Annotated in this window: 19 protein-coding genes; 8 read left to right on the forward strand and 11 right to left on the reverse strand. The window is 65.3% G+C overall.

Going from position 1 to position 18,636, the window contains the following annotated elements:
- Window positions 1-23 precede the first annotated feature (23 nt).
- Window positions 24-1,295: a DUF7373 family lipoprotein gene (locus ABW18_RS17380; RefSeq protein WP_231894314.1), complete on the forward strand. Its 1,272-nt coding sequence runs from the start codon at window positions 24-26 to the stop codon at window positions 1,293-1,295.
- Window positions 1,296-1,314: 19 nt separating this feature from the next.
- Window positions 1,315-2,586 carry a DUF7373 family lipoprotein gene (locus ABW18_RS17385; RefSeq protein WP_049700232.1) on the forward strand — a complete coding sequence of 424 codons (1,272 nt, stop codon included), beginning with the start codon at window positions 1,315-1,317 and terminating at the stop codon, window positions 2,584-2,586.
- Window positions 2,587-2,590: 4 nt separating this feature from the next.
- On the opposite strand, the gene ABW18_RS17390 is transcribed toward ABW18_RS17385, so the two are convergent.
- The 5 genes from ABW18_RS17390 to ABW18_RS17410 form a co-directional block, all read right to left on the reverse strand.
- Window positions 2,591-3,577 (reverse strand): DUF5926 family protein, encoded by a 987-nt coding sequence (locus ABW18_RS17390; RefSeq protein WP_049700233.1) that lies wholly within the window; start codon window positions 3,575-3,577, stop codon window positions 2,591-2,593.
- A 24-nt stretch (window positions 3,578-3,601) separates the two neighbouring features.
- Window positions 3,602-4,393, reverse strand: coding sequence for a glycerophosphodiester phosphodiesterase (locus ABW18_RS17395; RefSeq protein WP_049700315.1), 792 nt, complete (start codon window positions 4,391-4,393; stop codon window positions 3,602-3,604).
- Complete coding sequence (locus tag ABW18_RS17400) at window positions 4,390-5,181, reverse strand: DUF4328 domain-containing protein (RefSeq protein WP_231894316.1); 792 nt, start codon at window positions 5,179-5,181, stop codon at window positions 4,390-4,392. Before ABW18_RS17400 ends, ABW18_RS17395 begins: the two co-directional genes overlap by 4 nt.
- Window positions 5,182-5,482: 301 nt before the next feature.
- Complete coding sequence (locus ABW18_RS17405) at window positions 5,483-5,842, reverse strand: rhodanese-like domain-containing protein (protein WP_049700235.1); 360 nt, start codon at window positions 5,840-5,842, stop codon at window positions 5,483-5,485.
- Between the two features lie 430 nt (window positions 5,843-6,272).
- Window positions 6,273-7,115, reverse strand: a complete 843-nt coding sequence (locus ABW18_RS17410) for a S49 family peptidase (protein WP_049700236.1) — start codon at window positions 7,113-7,115, stop codon at window positions 6,273-6,275.
- 71 nt (window positions 7,116-7,186) lie between these two features.
- On the opposite strand from ABW18_RS17410, the gene ABW18_RS17415 reads away from it, so the two are divergent.
- On the forward strand, window positions 7,187-7,930 hold the full coding sequence (locus ABW18_RS17415) for a VOC family protein (RefSeq protein ID WP_049700237.1): 744 nt from the start codon (window positions 7,187-7,189) through the stop codon (window positions 7,928-7,930).
- Between the two features lie 25 nt (window positions 7,931-7,955).
- On the opposite strand, the gene ABW18_RS17420 is transcribed toward ABW18_RS17415, so the two are convergent.
- A complete protein-coding gene (locus ABW18_RS17420) occupies window positions 7,956-9,026 on the reverse strand; it encodes a winged helix DNA-binding domain-containing protein (protein WP_049700238.1) in 1,071 nt (356 codons plus the stop codon).
- Window positions 9,027-9,153: 127 nt separating this feature from the next.
- On the opposite strand from ABW18_RS17420, the gene ABW18_RS23020 reads away from it, so the two are divergent.
- Both ABW18_RS23020 and ABW18_RS17425 read left to right on the forward strand, forming a co-directional pair.
- Window positions 9,154-9,303 carry a hypothetical protein gene (locus ABW18_RS23020; protein WP_197494605.1) on the forward strand — a complete coding sequence of 50 codons (150 nt, stop codon included), beginning with the start codon at window positions 9,154-9,156 and terminating at the stop codon, window positions 9,301-9,303.
- Window positions 9,304-9,570: 267 nt separating this feature from the next.
- Window positions 9,571-10,200, forward strand: coding sequence for a superoxide dismutase (locus tag ABW18_RS17425; protein ID WP_005206140.1), 630 nt, complete (start codon window positions 9,571-9,573; stop codon window positions 10,198-10,200).
- Window positions 10,201-10,702: 502 nt separating this feature from the next.
- On the opposite strand, the gene ABW18_RS17430 is transcribed toward ABW18_RS17425, so the two are convergent.
- Entirely contained in the window at window positions 10,703-11,449 is a 747-nt protein-coding gene (locus ABW18_RS17430; protein WP_049700316.1) for an energy-coupling factor transporter transmembrane component T family protein, read from the reverse strand.
- A complete protein-coding gene (locus ABW18_RS17435; protein WP_235434430.1) occupies window positions 11,446-13,638 on the reverse strand; it encodes an ABC transporter ATP-binding protein in 2,193 nt (730 codons plus the stop codon). The genes ABW18_RS17430 and ABW18_RS17435 overlap by 4 nt, the downstream gene beginning before the upstream one ends.
- Window positions 13,639-13,801: 163 nt before the next feature.
- Between ABW18_RS17435 and ABW18_RS17440 the strand changes: the two genes are divergently transcribed.
- The 3 genes from ABW18_RS17440 to ABW18_RS17450 all read left to right on the forward strand — a co-directional run bounded on the left by ABW18_RS17440 (window position 13,802) and on the right by ABW18_RS17450 (window position 16,055).
- Window positions 13,802-14,326, forward strand: coding sequence for a hypothetical protein (locus ABW18_RS17440; protein ID WP_049700317.1), 525 nt, complete (start codon window positions 13,802-13,804; stop codon window positions 14,324-14,326).
- 119 nt (window positions 14,327-14,445) lie between these two features.
- On the forward strand, window positions 14,446-15,174 hold the full coding sequence (locus tag ABW18_RS17445; RefSeq protein ID WP_049700240.1) for a TMEM165/GDT1 family protein: 729 nt from the start codon (window positions 14,446-14,448) through the stop codon (window positions 15,172-15,174).
- A gap of 119 nt (window positions 15,175-15,293) precedes the next feature.
- On the forward strand, window positions 15,294-16,055 hold the full coding sequence (locus ABW18_RS17450) for an SDR family NAD(P)-dependent oxidoreductase (RefSeq protein ID WP_049700241.1): 762 nt from the start codon (window positions 15,294-15,296) through the stop codon (window positions 16,053-16,055).
- 25 nt (window positions 16,056-16,080) lie between these two features.
- Here ABW18_RS17450 and ABW18_RS17455 read toward each other — a convergent pair whose 3' ends face one another.
- The 3 genes from ABW18_RS17455 to ABW18_RS17465 are packed head-to-tail and all read right to left on the reverse strand — an operon-like array spanning window position 16,081 to window position 18,389.
- A complete protein-coding gene (locus ABW18_RS17455; RefSeq protein ID WP_049700242.1) occupies window positions 16,081-17,274 on the reverse strand; it encodes an MAB_1171c family putative transporter in 1,194 nt (397 codons plus the stop codon).
- 11 nt (window positions 17,275-17,285) lie between these two features.
- Entirely contained in the window at window positions 17,286-17,828 is a 543-nt protein-coding gene (locus tag ABW18_RS17460; protein WP_049700243.1) for a hypothetical protein, read from the reverse strand.
- A gap of 21 nt (window positions 17,829-17,849) precedes the next feature.
- Window positions 17,850-18,389: an XRE family transcriptional regulator gene (locus ABW18_RS17465; protein WP_414651994.1), complete on the reverse strand. Its 540-nt coding sequence runs from the start codon at window positions 18,387-18,389 to the stop codon at window positions 17,850-17,852.
- Between the last annotated feature and the right edge of the window lie 247 nt (window positions 18,390-18,636).

Below are 18,636 nucleotides of genomic sequence, written 5' to 3' on the forward strand. Positions count from 1 at the left end.
GGGTGAACAACGTGATGGCTGGCATGCGCCCTGGAACGCGTGCGGCGATGACCAGCGCACTTGCTGCGCTGATCTTGCTCAGCGCCTGTTCTGTCGACGGGCATGCCGTGAACGACTCCGACCCTGCCGCGAGCGCAGCAATCGACGTCAAGTCGCTCGACACCGGTAAGTACCCCACCGAGCCACGCAAGCCGTTCGGCAAGCCGACCGTCGAGAATGTCCTCCAATACGAGGGGCAGCGGATGGCGCAGTTCATCGTCGCGCCCTTCGAAATCGACCGGGATCTCACTCAGATGGGCTTGCCGACACAGATGCTCTTCAGTCGGTCGAGCAACGTCAAGGCTGTTGTCGGCGAGGACGTCGGCGGAGTTCCCGCCAACGAGAACGTCTTCTACGGCTATGTCGCCTCGGCGTCGACTCCTGACAGCATGTTGCGCACCGGGACCAAGCGCTCACTGAACAATATGGTGGCGCGATACCTGACCGCGGCCGACGCCACCGCGGCCGCGAACCAGATGGCAGATGTGTACGGCAAGCGACCGAAGACCACGCCGGTTCGCCCGGCCGGATTGTCGGGAAGCCGTGTCCTGACATCCCCCGGCGGCGAGCCGGGCAACACCTCGATGGCGTCGTTCACCGCCCACAACACCTACGTGCTCGTCACCTCATACACGGTCGACGACGCTCAGAAGGACATGCTCGAGCCCGCGATCAGCAAAGCGGTCAATCTGCAGAGTGCACTGATCGATCAGTTCCCGGCGGCGCCGACCAAGGAGGAAGCGGCCGCACACACGCGGCCTTCCCAGAAGCTCCTCATGGACCAGAGCCGCGTTCTGATCTATGCGCTGCCCTACAGCGACAAGGAACTCGAAGAAGGCGATATCGCCGACACGAATATGGGCAACGTGCGAGCCGTTTACGGCCCTCGGGCGATGTCGTTCAGAAGTGACGATCCGCCCGGCACCTTCGCGCTCTTGAACGAAACCGGCTCGACGGCCAACGCGGTCGAGCGGTCGACCGTGTACCGGGCCAAGACCGCCGATGGCGCCAAGAAGATCATGGACACCCTCGCCACAGGCAACAAAACCCGCGGGCGCAAGTCGCAGCCGGCACCACCCAACCTCCCCGGCGCGCGATGCGCTCAAGAGATCGCGCGCAATCTCACCCAATACTGGTGCGAGGTTCGGGTAGGCCGCTACGTCGGCGAGGTCTTCGGCGAAGACCTCAAGGACGTACAGCAGCAGGCCTCCGCTCAGTACGTGATTCTCACCAAGGCCGATCAGAATGCGAACTAACAACATGAAGAGAGCACCGATGCGTCGTAAACACGTTGTCGCGCAGACAGTTTCACTGTTCGCCGTTGCCGCCGCACTCGCGGGGTGCACCGTCGACGGCAACGCTGTCAACGACTCCGACCCGGCAGCGAACGCGGTCGTCGACGTCAAGTCCCTCGACACCGGCAAGTACCCGACCGAACCTCGGAAACCATTCGGTGAGGCAACCGGAGACGAGGTCGTCACCTACGACGCGCAGCGGATGGCGCAGTACATCGTCGCGCCGTTCGAGATCGACGCCGACCTGACCAACATGGGTTTGCCGATGCAGGTTCTCTACAGCACGACCAATGTCCGAGCGGTCGTCGGCGACGACGTCGCAAATGTGAAGGCCAACGACGCGATCCTCTACGGCTACGTCGTTTCGGCCTCTACGCCTGACGAGACGATTCGGGCGGGCACCAAGCGGGAACTGAACAACTTCGTGACCCGCTACATCACCCCTGCCGACGCCACCGCCGCGGCGAATCAGATGGCCGACGCCTATCTCAAGCGCCCCAAGGCCACCACGGTTCGCGTCGACGGGATGTCGGGGAGCCGGGTGATCTCGGTCCCCGGGAACACCAACGGAACCACCGCCCTCGTCTCCATCACCGCGCACAACACCTACGTGCTCTTCACCTACTACCAGACGACAGACGCGCAGAAGGACCAGCTACAGCCTGCCATCAAGAAGGCCGTCGACCTGCAGACCGCACTGATCGATCAGTTCCCGGCCACGCCGACCAAGGCCGAACGGGAGGCACGCAATCAGCCCAAGAAGCAGCTGATCATGGACCAGAACCACATCCTGATCTATGCGTTGCCCTACACCGACCAGGAGATCAAGGACGCGAAGGTCAAGACGCCCAATCCGGGTAACGTCCGAGCCGTATACGGGCCGCGATCGATGTCGTTCTTCTCGTCGGATCCGCCGGCAGACTTCCGCCTGCTGAACGAGGTCGGATCGACCGCCAACGCGATGGACAGGGCAACCGTCTACCGGGCGAAGACCCCCGAGGGCGCGAAGAAGATCATGGACACCTTCGAGAATTCCAACCGTGCGCGCGGAATGAAGCCCGTGCCCGCACCCCCCAATCTTCCTGCGGCGCGCTGCCTCTCCGAGGTCACCCAGAATGTCACGGGCTATTGGTGCGAGGTCAGCTATGGCCGGTACGTGGCCGAGCTGGTCGGCACCGACCCCAAGGACGTGTACCAGCAGACCTCTGCCCAGTACGTCATCTTCACCAAAGCCGACCAGAAGGCAAACTGAGCGGTCAGCGAATCGTCACCTGGCGGGTACGCAGCCCATCTCGTGAGCTGCGCTCGTCGATGGTCAGATCGCTTGTGGCGGTGAGCGCTTCGGCGAGCCAGGCGTCGAATTGATCGAGGCCGGGATACCACTCTTCGTGGTGCATCTCGTTGTCGAGATCGAAGACGGGCACCAAGAGACCATGCGTGCGGAACGAACCGGCGAACCGCGAGCCCTCACCGAGCGTGAGGTGCCCGGCCGCGTGTAACCGCGCCAGCGCGTTCATCAGTACGTCCTCGGCTTCTGGTCGTACCCACCGAAGGTGTGCGCGATCGCCTGCGTCGACCCACCACGGAGCGCCGACGCCGCTCTTGGGGTGCAGCCTCGCTGTCGGCAGCACGGTGTCGCTCGCGCGCTCGACCATCGGAGCGATCTCGGCGGGCACCTCGGCACCGTCGGGGAACCACCACGAGAAGTCGTCGTGGACGATGATGTCCAGTGGCGCATCGGCTTTCAGAACGTCGGCGAGCGTACCGTCGTACTCCGCCGCCGGACCCGCGTACTCGTCGCCGATCTTCGCGTGCGCAGCCCATGAAATCGACTGGGCGAGAGCAGAGTTGACGTCATCCGGATCGGGATCGGTTTGCGTTGCCGCGACGCCCTGTGGCGCGGTGCGGAATTCGCGCACGACGGCGGGGACGGCACCGGGCAGGATGGTTGCCAGCAGCACCTTGTTGCGCTCGCCCGGTTTGGGGGCGGGACGGGGCGCGTTGTCGGGCATCACCGACGTAGGTTCGGGCAGCGTGGGCCCCGGCTCGATGAGGTCGAGTACCGCTGTCGCGGAACTGACGAACGACCGCAGTGCCACCAGGTCGCACTCGGCCGCAAGGCCCGCGAACGGACGGGGTGAGGGCTCGAGTGTCGCTGCAGCGCGGGCCTTTCGCGCGGCGACGCGCTCGGCTCGGTTACTCCCGGGACGCGGACCGGATCCTCGTTTGCTCTTCTTGGCCATGGGTCCACCCTCTCACGTTGGGGATCAGTCGACGGTCACCAGCCAGTCACGGACCTTGGCCGGTCGATTGGTGGCAACCCAACGCACACCGAGGTCTGCGCAGAGTTGGACGTCGGCCTGCTCGTCGACCGTCCAGCAGTACGTGACGCGTCCGGCTGCCGCGGCCTTGTCGACGATCTCGGGGTGCATGCGGAGCGTCTCGACCGAGGGTCCGATTCCGGTCGCACCGACCGCGGTCGCCGCCGAACCGCCAAGGACCCGGGCCGTGTCGCCGAGCAGGATCGTCGGCAACATCGGCGCGTGACGTCGAATCCGCCACACGCCCGCCGACGAGAACGAGATGACCACGGCGCGGCTGTGATCGGCCGACGGCGGTGTGGCAACGCCGAATTCGTGCAGCGCCTCGAGCAGTTTCTGCTCGACGAGACTTCCGAAACGGACGGGGTGCTTGGTCTCGATGAACAGCCGCACGGGGCGTCGCCAGTCGAGAGTCAGCGTGAGCAGGTCGCGCAGCGTGAGCACCGAAGCGGGCGCGTCTGCGTCGTGCCAACTGCCGAAGTCGAGCTCACGGAGCTCCGCGAGAGTCATCTCGCTGACCACACCGGAGCCATTCGACGTGCGGTCGACGGTTCGGTCGTGGATGCAGACGAGTTCGTGGTCGGCGGTGAGCCTGACGTCGCATTCGAGGCCGTCGGCACCCTGGTCGAGCGCAAGTTCGTATGCGGCGAGGGTGTGTTCCGGCGCCTGCGACGACGCGCCCCGATGCGCCACGACGGCGGGTTTTCCCGACCGCGACACCTTCTCGACGGTGCTCACGCGACCGCCACCCACCGCTTCTTGACGACGGGGTCATCGGCGACGAGGACGTTCGGCAGGTGGCGCGACGCCCAGAATGCGAACGCTGCGGACACCGCTGCGCTGATGGTGATCAAGGCGAGGGCGTCGGCGCCGGTCTGGATCGAGCCCGAGGCCAGCGAGACCGCCCAGGTGATTGCCGCCCAGATGGCCAGTGCGTTGACGAGCGCCCACGCGACCCAGAGTCGGTCGAGTGCCGCGCGCGTCATGCCGTCGACGCCTCGTTCGCGCCAGTCGTCGGCCGCCGCGTTGGCTGCCTCATGCAGCAGCAGCGGAGCCCCGATCACGTTGACCACCGGGATACCGGCCAGGACGATGATCTGCCACCGCGGGCGCGGATCGCGGCGTCCGCGGTGTCGATAAGCGTGTTCGCGCACCGCGATCAACCAGCGCACAGTGGCGACGAGGGTACTGATGACGGCGACCAGGGCGACGAGTCCAGCGAGGATGACCAGGGCGCCGCTCACGACGATCAGCCACGCCGGCAGCGGGGTGCCCCGATTGATCACCAGCAGGATGTAGCGGAGGAGATGCACCACGGCCGACGCGGCGAGGGCTCCTGCGCTGATCACGAGCGCGCTTCGCAGCGTCTCGGACGCGCGCTCAGCGGGAGCGTCGAGCCGATGTTCGTCGATGGGATCGTCGCGCAGTCCCCAGCGCGGCAGGTAGGTGTAGCGAGGGATCAGTCGTGGACCGCGATACACCTGGGGTCGACGCTGCGGAAACGATTCGGGTGGTCGCCTGGCCACCCAGCGCACGTTGCGGCTGCGGTACATGCGAGGCGCTTGGGTCTGTTGTGGACGCTGCTGGGGCGCGGGCCGCGGCGCGGCGCGGCGGTTGACCGGCGGCCCGGCGGGAGGTGCGGGGGGCCCGGCGGGACGTGTGGGAGGCCCGGCGGTGGGCGGCCCCGACTGGCGCGGGACCCGCGCGGCCGCCTGAGCGGACTCGACCACCACGAGGTTGCCGCCGCAGCGCGGACAGTGCTCGCGCCCGTCCCGGTGCGGTGCCTGGATGCGGCACCGCGGACACATGTCGTACATCGTGCCGCCGCTAGTTCGCGTCCGGAGAGTTGCCGGAACCCGTGTCTCCCGGTCCCGTCTGCACCGGCTTGTTGTTCTCGATCCACGCGATCATGCCGCCGCGCACACACGAACCGTCGATTCCCGCCTGCTCGAGGTACTGCAGGACACGCATCGAGCGTCCGCTGGAATGGCAAATGACGAGGAGTTCTGAGTCCAGGTCGATCTCGTCCAGTCGGCCGGGAATCTCGCCGAGGGGTATATGCACTGCGCCTCGGACGTGCCCCGCGTTCCATTCGTCGTCCTCGCGCACGTCGAGGAGAACGCGGCCGGGCTCGTCGGTGAAGTCGTCCGGCAACTCGGTCACCGGTACCTGTGGAATGTCGCCCATGCTCACGTTTCCATGTTGGCACATCGCGCAGGGGCGGAACTGCCACCTCGCCTGAACCCGACGGTCACGGTCTCGTCGAGGCTCGCTGATGCTTCGAGCGTGTCCGTCGTGCGCGGGACGCGCAATTTGACAGCGTGCGGACGCGCGAACGCCATCCACATCCCGCTATGTATGTCTGCATAATGCTATCCACATGCCGGTTTGACAAGCGTCGCTTTAGACAACTCGGACGAGTGTCAACCTGTGAATGAGGCTGTGGATTTGTGGACAACTCGAGCTCGGGTGTCCACAACGTGTGATGCCGGTCACTAATCAGCAGGTCAGCCAGCATATTCTCTTCACATCAGTGAAATTGTCGGCGCCGTCGTAAACGATCTGGTCAAGATCACAAGCCCTGTGGATAACGTGGGGACAACTGTGGATGGTTTGCTCAGCGAAACTCGATCCGCTGAGTTTTCTCCACAGCGGATAGAACTCCCGAGACGACAGCATCGGTCAGCGCAGCTGCACCCGACGGGCCGCTGAGCAGCCGAGCGAGGATCGGCTTCGGGGCGGAAATCACCGTGATCTCGACGTCGGGGTAGCGTTCTGCCACCACCGACCGCATCACTCCGATGCCGTCGACGAGCCCGACGTCGCGGGCCTTCGCGCCGATCCAGATGTCGCCGTTGAACAACTCCTCGTCGGTACCGGCGAGCTTCTTTCCACGCCGCTGCTTGACCCACGCGATGAACGCTTGGTGCAGCTCGGACTGCATTCCCTTGAGCCATTCGACGTCGTCGGCGTTCTCGGGAGAGAAGGCATCGAGCCTGGCCTTGTTGTCGCCCGCGGTGTAGAGCCGACGCTGCACCCCGAGCCGGTCGATCACCTCGTTGAAGCCGAAGCCGGACGAGACAACGCCGATCGACCCGACGAGTGAGGTGTGCGCGGCGAAGATCTCATCGGCCGCGCACGCGATCCAGTAGCCACCGGACGCCGCGATGTCTTCACAGAACGCCAGAACCGGCACGCCCTTCTCGGATGAGAGCTGTCGGATTCGCTCGGCGATGTACTCCGACTGCGCGGGCGAACCCCCCGGCGAGTTGATGACGATCACGACGGCCTTGACGCGCTCGGTCTCGAAGGCGCGTTTGAACATCGGCTCGACCGAGTCGATGGTCATCCCGCGACCCGCCCCGACATGTCCGATGACGCCATCGAGGCGCACCACCGCAACCTTGTCTGCGCGGGACTTCTGGAACTTCTTGACGATCTCGCCGAGTGGCCCATTCATTGGATCGAGTCTAGTGCGCGAGTCCGACACCCCCCGACGCGACGCTCGAGCCGACCGTAGACTCTGGAGCCGTGGACATCCGGTGGCTCACGGCGTTTCTGGATTTTCCTGCCGACCAGTTCGGCGACGAGGTCACGTTCTGGCGTGCGATCGCCGGCAGTACGGTGTCACCGCCACGCGGCGACCACCGCGAATTCGCAACCCTCGAACCGTTCAACGGTGACCCGCACCTGCGTGTGCAGCGGGTCGGGTCCGGCCCGGGCGGCGTGCACCTCGACCTCCATGTCGACGACCCGAGGACATCTGCGCTCGAGGCCGTCGAACTCGGCGCTCACATTCGCGACGACCTCGGCGAGCTCCTCGTGCTCGAATCGCCCGCGGGGTTCATCTTCTGCCTCGTCGACTGGGCCGGCGAGTCGTCGAGGTCACGACCCATCCGATGGCCCGACGACACGATCAGCATCATCGACCAGGTGTGCATCGACGTGCCCGCGAGTCTGTTCGACCGTGAACTCACCTTCTGGGCGCGGCTCACCGGCAGGCCGACGCAGCCCGTCTCACGGCCCGAATTCGTTCGGCTACAACGCGATCCGCACCTGGCCGTCGGAATCCTGCTTCAGCGAGTCAACCCCGACGGCCAGATGTCGGCCACCGGGCACGTCGATCTTGCAACGAACTCGGTGCAGCAGGAGGTGGCTCGCCACGAGGACTGGGGTGCGCGGGTCGTCGAACGTTTCGACAATTGGACGGTCATGGCCGATCCAGTCGGGCGGCCGTACTGCATCACGTCCCGCAATCCGCGTACCGGCGACTAGCACGACTCGAGCCGGCCGAGCGGTGTCAGCGGCTCGCTCTGAACTCACGCAGGCGCTCGACCTCGGCGTCGAGTTCTGCGCGCTGCGCCCGGGTCAGTTCGGAGAACAGCTCTACGTCGACGTCGGGTCCGTCGCCCGGGCGCCACGTCCCGGCGAGCCGGCCGTCGACAAGCACGAACCCCGGCGAGCGGCCGTTGGGTGTGACGGTGCGTCGGTAGGCGGCGTCGTCGGCGATCCGGTAGCGGTCGGCCTGTGCGACGAGGATGTGGTCGAAGGGTGCGATCAACCGCACCGGCGCCGGTTCGTCCGGGTCGGCGAGTGCGAGGCCGTCGAGGTCGAAGAGGACCTCACCCGCGGGTCCCTCCAGTTCCACGAGTTCCCAATCGGCGGCCATCTCGTCGAGCAGTGGGCGCAGGCGCGTGAGCCCCGACCACGTCGCGATCGCCTTGGCCGAGGCAGGACCGAAGCCGCGAAGATACAGGCGTATCAACTCTTTTCGAGCGTCGTCGCCGACGAGGGCCGGCTCACCGGGACCGATCCAGTCGTCGAGGAGTTGATAGGTGGGCGCGCCGCTGCCCTTCCACAATCCCCGCGGAGGCACTTGGACGAGCGGCAGTCCACACCGCGCATGGGCGGAGAGCGCAGCCGGATCTTCGTCCGGATGCCGTTGCGCCAATAGGCTTTTCAACTCGGCACCGCCGAGTGCTCGACCGCGGAGTAGCTCCGCGGCGTCGGCGTGAACCGCCTCGGGCGTCGACGAGACGAGCGCGTGGCTTCGGTTGGAGCGCACTCCGGCGTCGATCGTGTCTTGTGCCAGCGCACGAATCCATCGTGCGTCGAGACCGTCGAGCAAGAAGACGGTGCTTCGCAGTAGCGCGATCCTGACCACTTCGCGGTCGGTGAGCAGAGCGTCGAGCTCGTCGGGCTGAAATTCGTCGATCCGCGACGCGAGCGCATAGAAAGCGCTCGACGGATCCTGCGATTGGATACCGACGATGCGGTCGATGACCTCGATGGCGTCGTCGTCGACTCTGGTCAACAGATGCTGCCGCGAGAGCAGGGTCCGGTTGGCCTGCCTCGGCGTGATTTGAGTCATAGCGTGAAGTGTGTCTACTATTCTGGCTAATCGCACATCGCTGTGATGCCAGTCACTATTCTTGGTTCTGGCGTCGCACCGGCAACGCGCAGCCGCACACGATCGACAACTCGGGACGAGGTTCTCCATGGCCGTTAACGCTTCGGGACAATCACGGGTGACGCGATCGCGTCGCGGTGTTCCGAGCGCGGCCTACAACGTCCGACAGTCGTGCATCACCATTGGACTCAGCGTCGTCGCGTTACTGGTGCTCCTCTTCGCGCTGATTCTCTACTGACATCAATCCCATTGGGGCGCAGCCCTTCTCGTTGGCGTCCGGCTCACATAGGCCTTCTGATACTTCAACCCGACTTGAAGTTAGTTGGGTCGTGTTTGTTGCATTCCCCCACTGTCTGCGGAAGGCTGGAACTACCCGCGCGAGCGTCCACAACACTCAGTGAAGGCCCCGCGCGAGCCCAAGAGCAGTAGCCGAAGCAGTGCCCGACGGTATGAACGCTCGCAGGTTGAGCACAGACTCGAAGGTTTGAGCAGAGAGAGGAAACCCGTGGCTGAATACACCTTGCCGGATCTTCCATACGACTACGCGGCACTCGAGCCGCACATCTCCGGCAGGATCATGGAGCTCCACCACGACAAGCACCACGCGACCTATGTGAAGGGCGCCAACGACACCCTCGCCAAGCTGGCCGAGGCTCGTGAGGACGGCAGCATCGCCGGAAAGGTCTACGGACTCTCGGCGACCCTCGCCTTCCACCTCGGCGGTCACACCAACCACTCCATCTTCTGGAAGAACCTGTCGCCCAACGGTGGCGACAAGCCGGAAGGCGACCTCGCCGCCGCGATCGATCAGCAGTTCGGCAGCTTCGACAAGTTCCAGGCGCACTTCACCGCCGCTGCCACCACGCTGCAGGGTTCGGGCTGGGCGATCCTGGGCTACGACACCATCGCAGGCAACCTGGTGATCCTGCAGCTCACCGATCAGAGCGGCAACATCCCCGCCGCGATCATCCCGATCGTTCTGCTCGACATGTGGGAGCACGCCTTCTACCTCGACTACCAGAACGTCAAGCCCGACTACGTCAAGGCATGGTGGAACGTCGTGAACTGGGCCGACGCCGCTGAGCGTTTCGCCACCGCGACGAAGCAGGGCCCCGGCCTGGTCGTCCCGGCCTGATTTAGCAGGTAAACACACGCGAACCACACGCGGCGGCCACCTTCGGGTGGCCGCCGCGTTGCGTTGCGGGCGTTTGGCGGCCGAGCTGATCTCTCGCTGGTCAAGCGGCTCCGCCGGTCGAGCTTGTCGAGACCACCCACTCGTCGAGCTCCCACCGCTGGTCGAGCTCCCACCGCTGGTCGAGCCTGTCGAGACCACCCACTCGTCGAGCACGTCCCCGCTGGTCGAGCTTGTCGAGACCACCGCCCCGCAGTCGACTGTGCCCGCGAAGGTGGTTTCGACTCGGGTGCTCGCTGCGCTCGCGCCCGCTCAACCAGCGGAAACAGGGCCCACCCCGCGGAAGTGACCTCGACAGGCCAGGCCGCTGAACCCGGGTCGACGCCGCCGATCAGTATGACGCGCAGCCCGAAAACCGCGGCCCAATGTCATACGGATCGGGCGTGGGGCTGGTCGAGTTCCCGTCCGCTCAACCAGCGGGAGTGATCTCGACAGTCGAGGCCACCTACAGCACGACGGAGAGCGTGATCGCCACGGCGCAGACGAGCGCCAGCAGCACGAGCGCGATCACGTCGCGCCGGTGCGGGCCGGCCGTCGTCGCGGTGAGTCGGCCGGTGCCGCCGCGGGCGGTGATCGCCTCCGACATCTCCGAACTCCGACGCAGCGCCGACGACATCGCCGCGGTCACCATGTCCATGATCCCCATCTCGGCCGACGGGTGATCCGACCGCCCCGATGTCGGGCGAAGGCGGTGGACCGCGACGAGTAGTCGGATCTCATCGATCAGCAGCGGCAGGCCACGTAGACAGAGGGCAATGCACACGGCCCATTCGTCGACCGGCATCTTCAGCTTTCGCAGCGGCCACATCAGCCGTGAGAGAGCAGGGGCGACCTCGGCCATCGGGGTCGTCCAGATGACCAGGATCGAACTCGCGACCAGCACCAGCCCCAATGCGGTGGCACGGAGGAAGAGGATGATCGCCTCGAGACCGAACGACGCATTGACCCCGGCGCCGACGGCGATCAGTCCCCAGAACCACCAGGGCGGTCGGGGAAGCGCACCGACGGGGATTCCGGCGATGATGGCGGTGACCAGCATGACCCCGGCGACGAGCCCCAACGACGGCCAGGTCGGCAGCACCACGGTCATCAGCCCCAGCACGAACACGCCGATCAGCTTGGTGCCCGCCCAAAGTCGGTGAATCGGAGAGTCGCCGGGCACCTGCCGCAGCGGGATGGTCCGCATGCTCATGGCATCCTCCATTGCGTCGGGCTATCTGCGCCAGCGGGGCTTCCTGGGCCTGCCGGGTTCTCTGGCCCTGTGTAGTGATCTGGGCCCGCCGGGTCGTATCCGGGCGCCGGGTCGGGCACCAGTGTTCCGTCGGCCAGGCGCACGCGTCGGGTACACAGTTGGCCCAGTGAGGCGAAGTCGTGCGAGATGATCACAATGGTCATCCCGCCGGCGCGAAGTCTCGCCAGCAGTGCCACGACGTCGTCGCGCGCCACGGGGTCGAGACCTGCGAGCGGTTCGTCGAGGATCATCACCTGGGGCGCTCGCGCGATCAGTCCGGCGAGCACGACACGTCGCATCTGCCCGCCGCTGAGCGCGTCGACCCGACGGATCGCCATGGTCCGTGGGAGGCCGACGGATTCGAGCGTGTGCGCCACCTCGGTCGTGCCGATCTTGAGACCGCCCACCGCCATGATGTCGTCGCCGACGTTCTGCTTCTGCAACTGCAGCCGCGCGTGTTGGAACGCCAGCCCGACCTCGCCGACGTGCTTGCTCACCGGCTCACCCTGCCCAGGTCGTTCCGGGAGGTAGAGCAGGCAACTGCCCTCGGTCGGCTCGATGAGTCCTGCCATGATCCACGCGAGAGTTGTTTTGCCGGAACCGTTTCCGCCGACAATCAACAGTCCCTCGCCCCGATGCACCGTGAGGTTCACATCGTGGAGTGCGTTCACTTCCCACGGCGATCCGCGCAGATACGTGTGTCCGACGCCGCTCAACGACAGCACAGGTTCGCTCGTCGGCTCCGGCCCCGAGACCACGTCCCCGCTCGACGCCTCGTGCCACGACGCGTCGAGTTCGAACCTCTTGGCGGCTCCCGCCTCGACCTCGTGCAACTCCGACAACCAATTCGGGCGATACGGCACGATGCGACCCGCCACGAGATGCACGACCCGGTCGGCGGCGACCGCCTCGATCGCCCTGTGGGTGATCATGACGACGGCGATACCGCGAGTGCGCGGAAGATCGCTGAGTACCTCGAGGAGTTCGGCGCGACCGGCAGGGTCGACCATTGACGTCACCTCGTCGGCGATGAGCAGCGCAGGATCGCGAGCGAGAGCAGCCGCGATGGACAGCCGCTGCTGCTGACCGCCGGAGAGGGCGGACGTCTCGCGGTCGCCGAGCCCCGCCAGTCCCACCTCGGCCAGCAGACCGTCGACGTCGACCTCGGTTCCCTCCGGCAGTCCCCATACGACGTCGTCGGCAGCGCGCGCGCCGAGCATCTGCGTCTCGGGACGCTGCAGCACCATCGCCGTTCCGCGGTGCATACCGAGCCCCGCGGCGCCGGGCCTGTGCACCGCTCCGCTCGTCGGGCGCCGACCCGCCAGGATCTTCGAGAGCGTCGACTTGCCCGACCCGTTTGCTCCCACGACAGCGATGAACTCGCCCGGTTCGATCCGGAGCTCGATGTCGGCGAGGACTTCGGGTCCACCCGGCTGGTAGGAGAACCCGACGCGGTCGAGCTCGAGTGGCAGGGGTACCACCGGCCGATCGTCGTCAACGGCGTCGTCGAGGGTGTCTTCGCTGGGGATGTCGGCGAGCCGATCGATCACCGCACCCAGAATCCACCAGGCCACCACCATCGTGATGAAGGTTCCCACGCCGCCCATTACCCAGATCCAGACCCACCAGTACTGCTCGATGCTGTGGCGTAGCCCGTTGATGCCGTCGGCCAACGGCTGCGCCGACGGCACCTTCTCGACCCACTTGGCGAGTCCGCCGATGGTGTTCGTCGTCGCTTTGATCACCAACTCGCGCAGCGGCACCAGCACCAGCAAGACGACGACCGACACACCGCCGATCAGAGGAGCCGCTAGCGCCGACACCCCCAAAAGCGTCGGCCAACCGTGTCCGCGTCGTTTGATCTCGCCGACGATGCCTCCGACGACTGCAGCGGCGAGCAGTGCGGTCGCCGCCCTGGTTCCGGCCATCGCGAAACTCACGGCCGCGGTGGATACGGTCGCCGCGACCATCGCGCGGGGCCGAGTACGGGCCCCGATCAACGCGAGCGGAACAGGCGCGAGCACACGAACAGCGCTGGCCAGCGGGATGACCGATCCGATGACGACCGCCGCGACAGCAAGGCCACCGAAGATCGCGATCCAGGCGATCTCGAGCGGACGCAACGCGCCGCGAGTCTTTGCGTCGGGCATTTCGGACGGTGAGTGCACGTATCCATAGTGCCTGGTGACCCCGACCACGCCTGGGCCGCGTCTGCCGTTACTTCGTGTAAACGAAGCGTCACAACACGGCGCTTCGACTGGACGACGCCGCGCAGTGGGTGGATTCTCATCTCACGAACAGGGAGGTCAGAACATGCAGTCCTCTGTCCCGATCGGACTCACACCGGTTCAACAACACGGGCATCTCAACGGAATCCTCATCTCCGGACGCTGGCCGGAATCGACCCTCGAGTGGACCCAGACGCTCGTCGCCTCGGTGCGGATCGCGTGCCGCCCCGGCTTCCTACCCACCACGACGATCTTTCGAGTCGTCGAAGAACACCCCGACGACCTCGACGAACCCGCCGTGGGCATGATGGTCGCGATCGGAAACGTCGTCGACGACAGCTTTGTCGAAGCAGGCCGGCTCGACAGCAATCCACCCGCGTTGGTGATGCTGCATCCGCCGTCGCGCACCCGTCCCTCGCTTCCCGAATGCGCCGACGTCGCGTCGGGTTGTGTGTTGCTTCCCGGACTGCCGGAACTCGGACTCGAACACCGTGCCGGGTGGGCCGAAGCCGAAGCCGACGGCACGGTGGTCAACCTGCGCAACAAAGTCGGGATCGACCCCAACGCCGACCCCGACACCGCTGTCCTGGCGATGCTGCTCGTCGCCTGAGAGAGTCCGAACGGCCGTTTGACGGGTACCCGAACTTCGGATTTTGTGCCCCCTACCTGCACAAATGCGGGTTTGCGATCTGTTGCAATCGCAGTTGAGGTCTGGCTAACCTCGACTTCATGATTGCTGCCCTCCTGTTGAGCTTCGGCGTGATCTTTGTCGCCGAGCTGGGCGACAAGTCGCAGCTGATGGCCATGACGTACGCCCTGCGTTACAAGTGGTGGATCGTCCTGCTCGCGATCACCGTTGCCACGACCGCCGTCCACGCGGTCTCCGTGTTCTTCGGCCATTTCCTCGGCCTGTCGATCCCGACGAACGTCATGTCGATCGTCGCGGGTATCGCAATGTTGATCTTCGGCCTCTGGACGCTTCGCGGCGACAGCCTCGACGACTCCGAGCAAGGCAAAGCCGATCGCGTCGGCAAGTCGGTGTTCTTCGCGGTGATGTCGTCGTTCTTCCTCGCCGAACTCGGCGACAAGACGATGCTCGCCACCATCACACTCTCAGCCCACAGCGACTGGCTCGGCGTGTGGATCGGTTCGACGATCGGCATGGTCGCCGCCGACGCGCTGGCCATCGCTGTTGGCGCACTCCTCGGCAAGCACCTGCCCGAGCGAACCATTGCGATCGGCGCGTCCGTGCTCTTCTTCGGGTTTGCCGCATGGCTTCTCTTCGAGGGTCTGCGCGATTCGTCGTCTGTCACGGTCATCGCAACGCTGTCGGCTGTGGTTGCCATCGTTGGAATCGGTTCGTACTACATCCACCGGGTCCACCGCGCGGCGGCGCTGGCCGCAACGGCACCCGCAGCAGAACCCGCACATAGCGGGCATGCATCTGACCAGGAGTGATACCGCAAAGCCTGTAGTTTCCCGAGCGATCGGTCGGTTTTAGTAGGGGTTCCTACTAACTGTGCTGAGCCCACCATTTATGGTGAGGCAGATCAGCTACCGAACGAAGGGAAACCCCGATGGATATCTCCGGCTCTTCTGTACTCGTCACCGGCGCCGCATCCGGACTCGGAGCCGCGACGGCCGCCCGGTTCGCTGCCGCGGGCGCACAGGTCTTCGGCCTTGATCTGCAGCCGTCGATCGACAAGGCCGAGCCGACCGATGGCATCACCCTGATCCCCACCGACGTCACCGACGAGGCGCAGGTGCAGTCGGCCATCGACACCATCGCCGCGGCCGGTGCTCCACTTCGTGTTGCGGTCAACTGCGCGGGGGTCGGCTGGGCGTCGCGCATCCTGACCAAGGATGGTCCGCACGATCTGGACCTGTTTCGCAAGATCATCGATATCAACCTCGTCGGCACGTTCAACGTCATGCGGCTCGCTGCCAACCAGATGAAGGACGAATCGACCGTGGATGACGACGGCGCACGCGGCGTCATCGTCAACACCGCATCGGTGGCGGCATTCGAGGGCCAGATCGGTCAGATCGCGTACGCGGCGTCGAAGGGCGGCGTTCACGCAATGACGATCTCGGCGGCGCGCGACCTCGCACGCGTCGGCATTCGCGTCTGCACCATCGCGCCGGGAACGATCAGCACGCCGATGCTCGCGGGCATCACCCCGGAGTTCCAGAAGACGCTGGCCGAGGCCATTCCGTTCCCGCACCGCCTCGGCGAGCCGGCAGAGTACGCCCAGCTCGCGGAGTTCATCGTCGAGCACAACTACCTCAACGGCGAGACCATCCGAATGGACGGCGCACTCCGGATGGCGCCTCGCTGAGCTGCACCGACCGTCTTGTGCGGGGTCAGTCGCGAGCCTCGACCCCGCGCACGGCTGGCGGCCGCGGCCCATGGCCAGGATCGCCGGACCCTTCGAAGTAGTCGGCAGGATCGTCGTCGGCGGGATCGTCGCGCCCGGAATCCTCGACGACGAACCGTGACAGTCGGATGAGGGGTGCGGCCTCGGCGTCGAGTCCGGTTCCGTCAGCGGGCACCATGGGGCGCACCGGCCCCGACGCTCCGCCTTCGTCGCGGTAGGCCTCGACGGCGTCGCGCAGCATCGCGACCTTCACCTCGTCGTCGACGTCGTCGAATTCCTCGGGAACCAGCGGGCTCAACTGCGTGAGCGAGTCGCGAATCTCGATGACCTGACGGTGCAGGCGTCGCGTCGGCGATTTGCCCGCCTCAGGCAGCACGACCTCGGGGATCGCGCTCGTCACAAGGCTCCACAACGGTTCGAGAGCTGCGACGGCACGCCGATGACGACGCCGTGCGGCCAACTCGGTCCACCGCGAATGCAGCATCGGAAAGCTGATGCCCAGCAGGAATGCGACGATCCCGACGATGTCGAGCGTCCGCACCGCGATCAGCGAATTGACCGCTCCGACGAGACCGCTCGCACTTCCGACGACCGCGAGTACCTGCAGGACGGACGCAAAAGCGAGCAAACCGAAACCCGTGAGGAGCAGCGCGAGCGAGAACCGGAGGTACCCCTGCGACACTCGATAGAACTTGAACACATTGCGCACGCACGCACCGAATCCGTACGCGAGATACGCGCTGGCAATGATGTAGAAGAGCGCAAATCCCCAGTTCTTGAAGCTCCACTCGCTGACCGACGACGTGCGCAACGAGTCCGGGGTGAACACCAACGCAACCTGCAGGCCGATCAGTGCGACGACAAGTGGGAAGGCTTCGTGACCGGCACGCCGCTCGCGACTGGCGCGAGCGGTGGGGAAGAAGAACACGATGACCAATGCCGCCACACCGAGTGCGAGCAGGGCGTAGTACAACCAGCGCGAACTACCCGCATAGACGTGTTCGTCGAGGAAGTGCGCGCTCGTCCTGGTGCTGACCACGAACGCCAGCGTCAGCGCAGCAATCGCCACCGTCATCGCGATGGCCTGCAGGCCGCCGCTACCCCGCCTGATCTTGTCCAGACGCCAACACAGCGCAAGCACGAAGGCGACGAGCGCGACGAGATTGATCACGTCGGTCATCTGAAGTCACCTCACAGCCAGCCTTTATGACCCCCGAGGAGCCGCTGTAGGCCCCGCACTTCCTTGTTGTCGGCCGTCGTCCCGACGCTGTTACCCGCCGACTGTGCCCACGTCAGAATCATAGAAGCCAACGTCTCGGCTTCCCACTCGCGGTCGTCGGAATAGCACGTTCGACGCAGCGCGGCGTCGGATTCGTCGCCGGAAGCCGCCAATGGCCCGGTCAGTGACGCCTCGCCGAGCATCTGGTGACCTGCGATGAGATGACCGAACTCGTGCACGATGATCTGATCTCGGTGCAACGACGACGTGTTCTCCTGATAGAAGAAGTAGTCGGCGTCTTTGGCCGCCAACCAGACACCGTTTGGCATTCCCGCGGGTAGCGCGTACGGGAGTGGCCGGATCGGACGTCCCCGCCGCTCGCCGTACCGCTCGCAGAGCTGGCCGACGTCGAGCGGAAGGTCGAGGTCGAGGCCGTCGAGCGACCGGCGAACCAGTGCCCACAGCGCCCGCTGACTGCGGCGGGAACCCTCATCGACCGACTTGTTCGACGTCACGATGCCGCGGGGACGTCAGTACTAGTCGTCGTTGGACAAGCCGACGACGCGAAGGCGCGCCTCGATGGCGTCTACCTCGTCGTCGGTCAAACCGGCAGCGACGACGTCTGGCGGATCCTTCGGCAGCCCCTGCTGCTCGCGCAGAACCTTGATCAGCTCGTTGACCACTGTCACCGAATCACTCGACAGTCCGGCCAGTCGGAACGCCGCGAGCTGGACGTCGGTGTCGGCCTGAAGCCGCATCAAATCGATCTCGTCGCGAGTACGTTGCGCTGCGCGATCTTCGAGGAAGTAGTGGACATCCACCCCGAAAGCTGCAGCAATTCCCTCGACCGTCCTGAACGACGGCGACTTGGCCTTACCCGAACGAAGCTGACTGAGGTACGACTCGCCCAGCCTGAATCCGCGCTCCGTACTCCTGGCTGCGATCGCCTTGGCGCTGTACGCGCGTCCGTTGGGTCCTGGCACCGTACGAAACAGCTCTTCGAGCCGTCGAGCAAATAAACCCGGATCGACGGACGTGGAGCGTTCGTCGGACCCACCCCTACCGGCGTCACCCATGGGGTTATCCGTCCCTTGTGAAGTCATTCAACTCCCCGAAAGCCGACATTTGAACTTGCAAACATTAAAGCCCGACACGCATCCCCAATGCAACGATGGGCATGCTAGACGCACAACGTCCCCCCGTGTGCGAGCTGGCAACCAGCCACAACACCATTACCTTAACGCCCTGTGGCATTATTCACAGTTTGATCACGAACACCTCCCCGCGGGTGAACATTTCATCTCGATCTGATCACAGGATCCG

Origin of the sequence: Gordonia jacobaea, from assembly GCF_001186365.1 — a bacterium.
Classification (GTDB): Bacteria; Actinomycetota; Actinomycetes; order Mycobacteriales; family Mycobacteriaceae; genus Gordonia; species Gordonia jacobaea.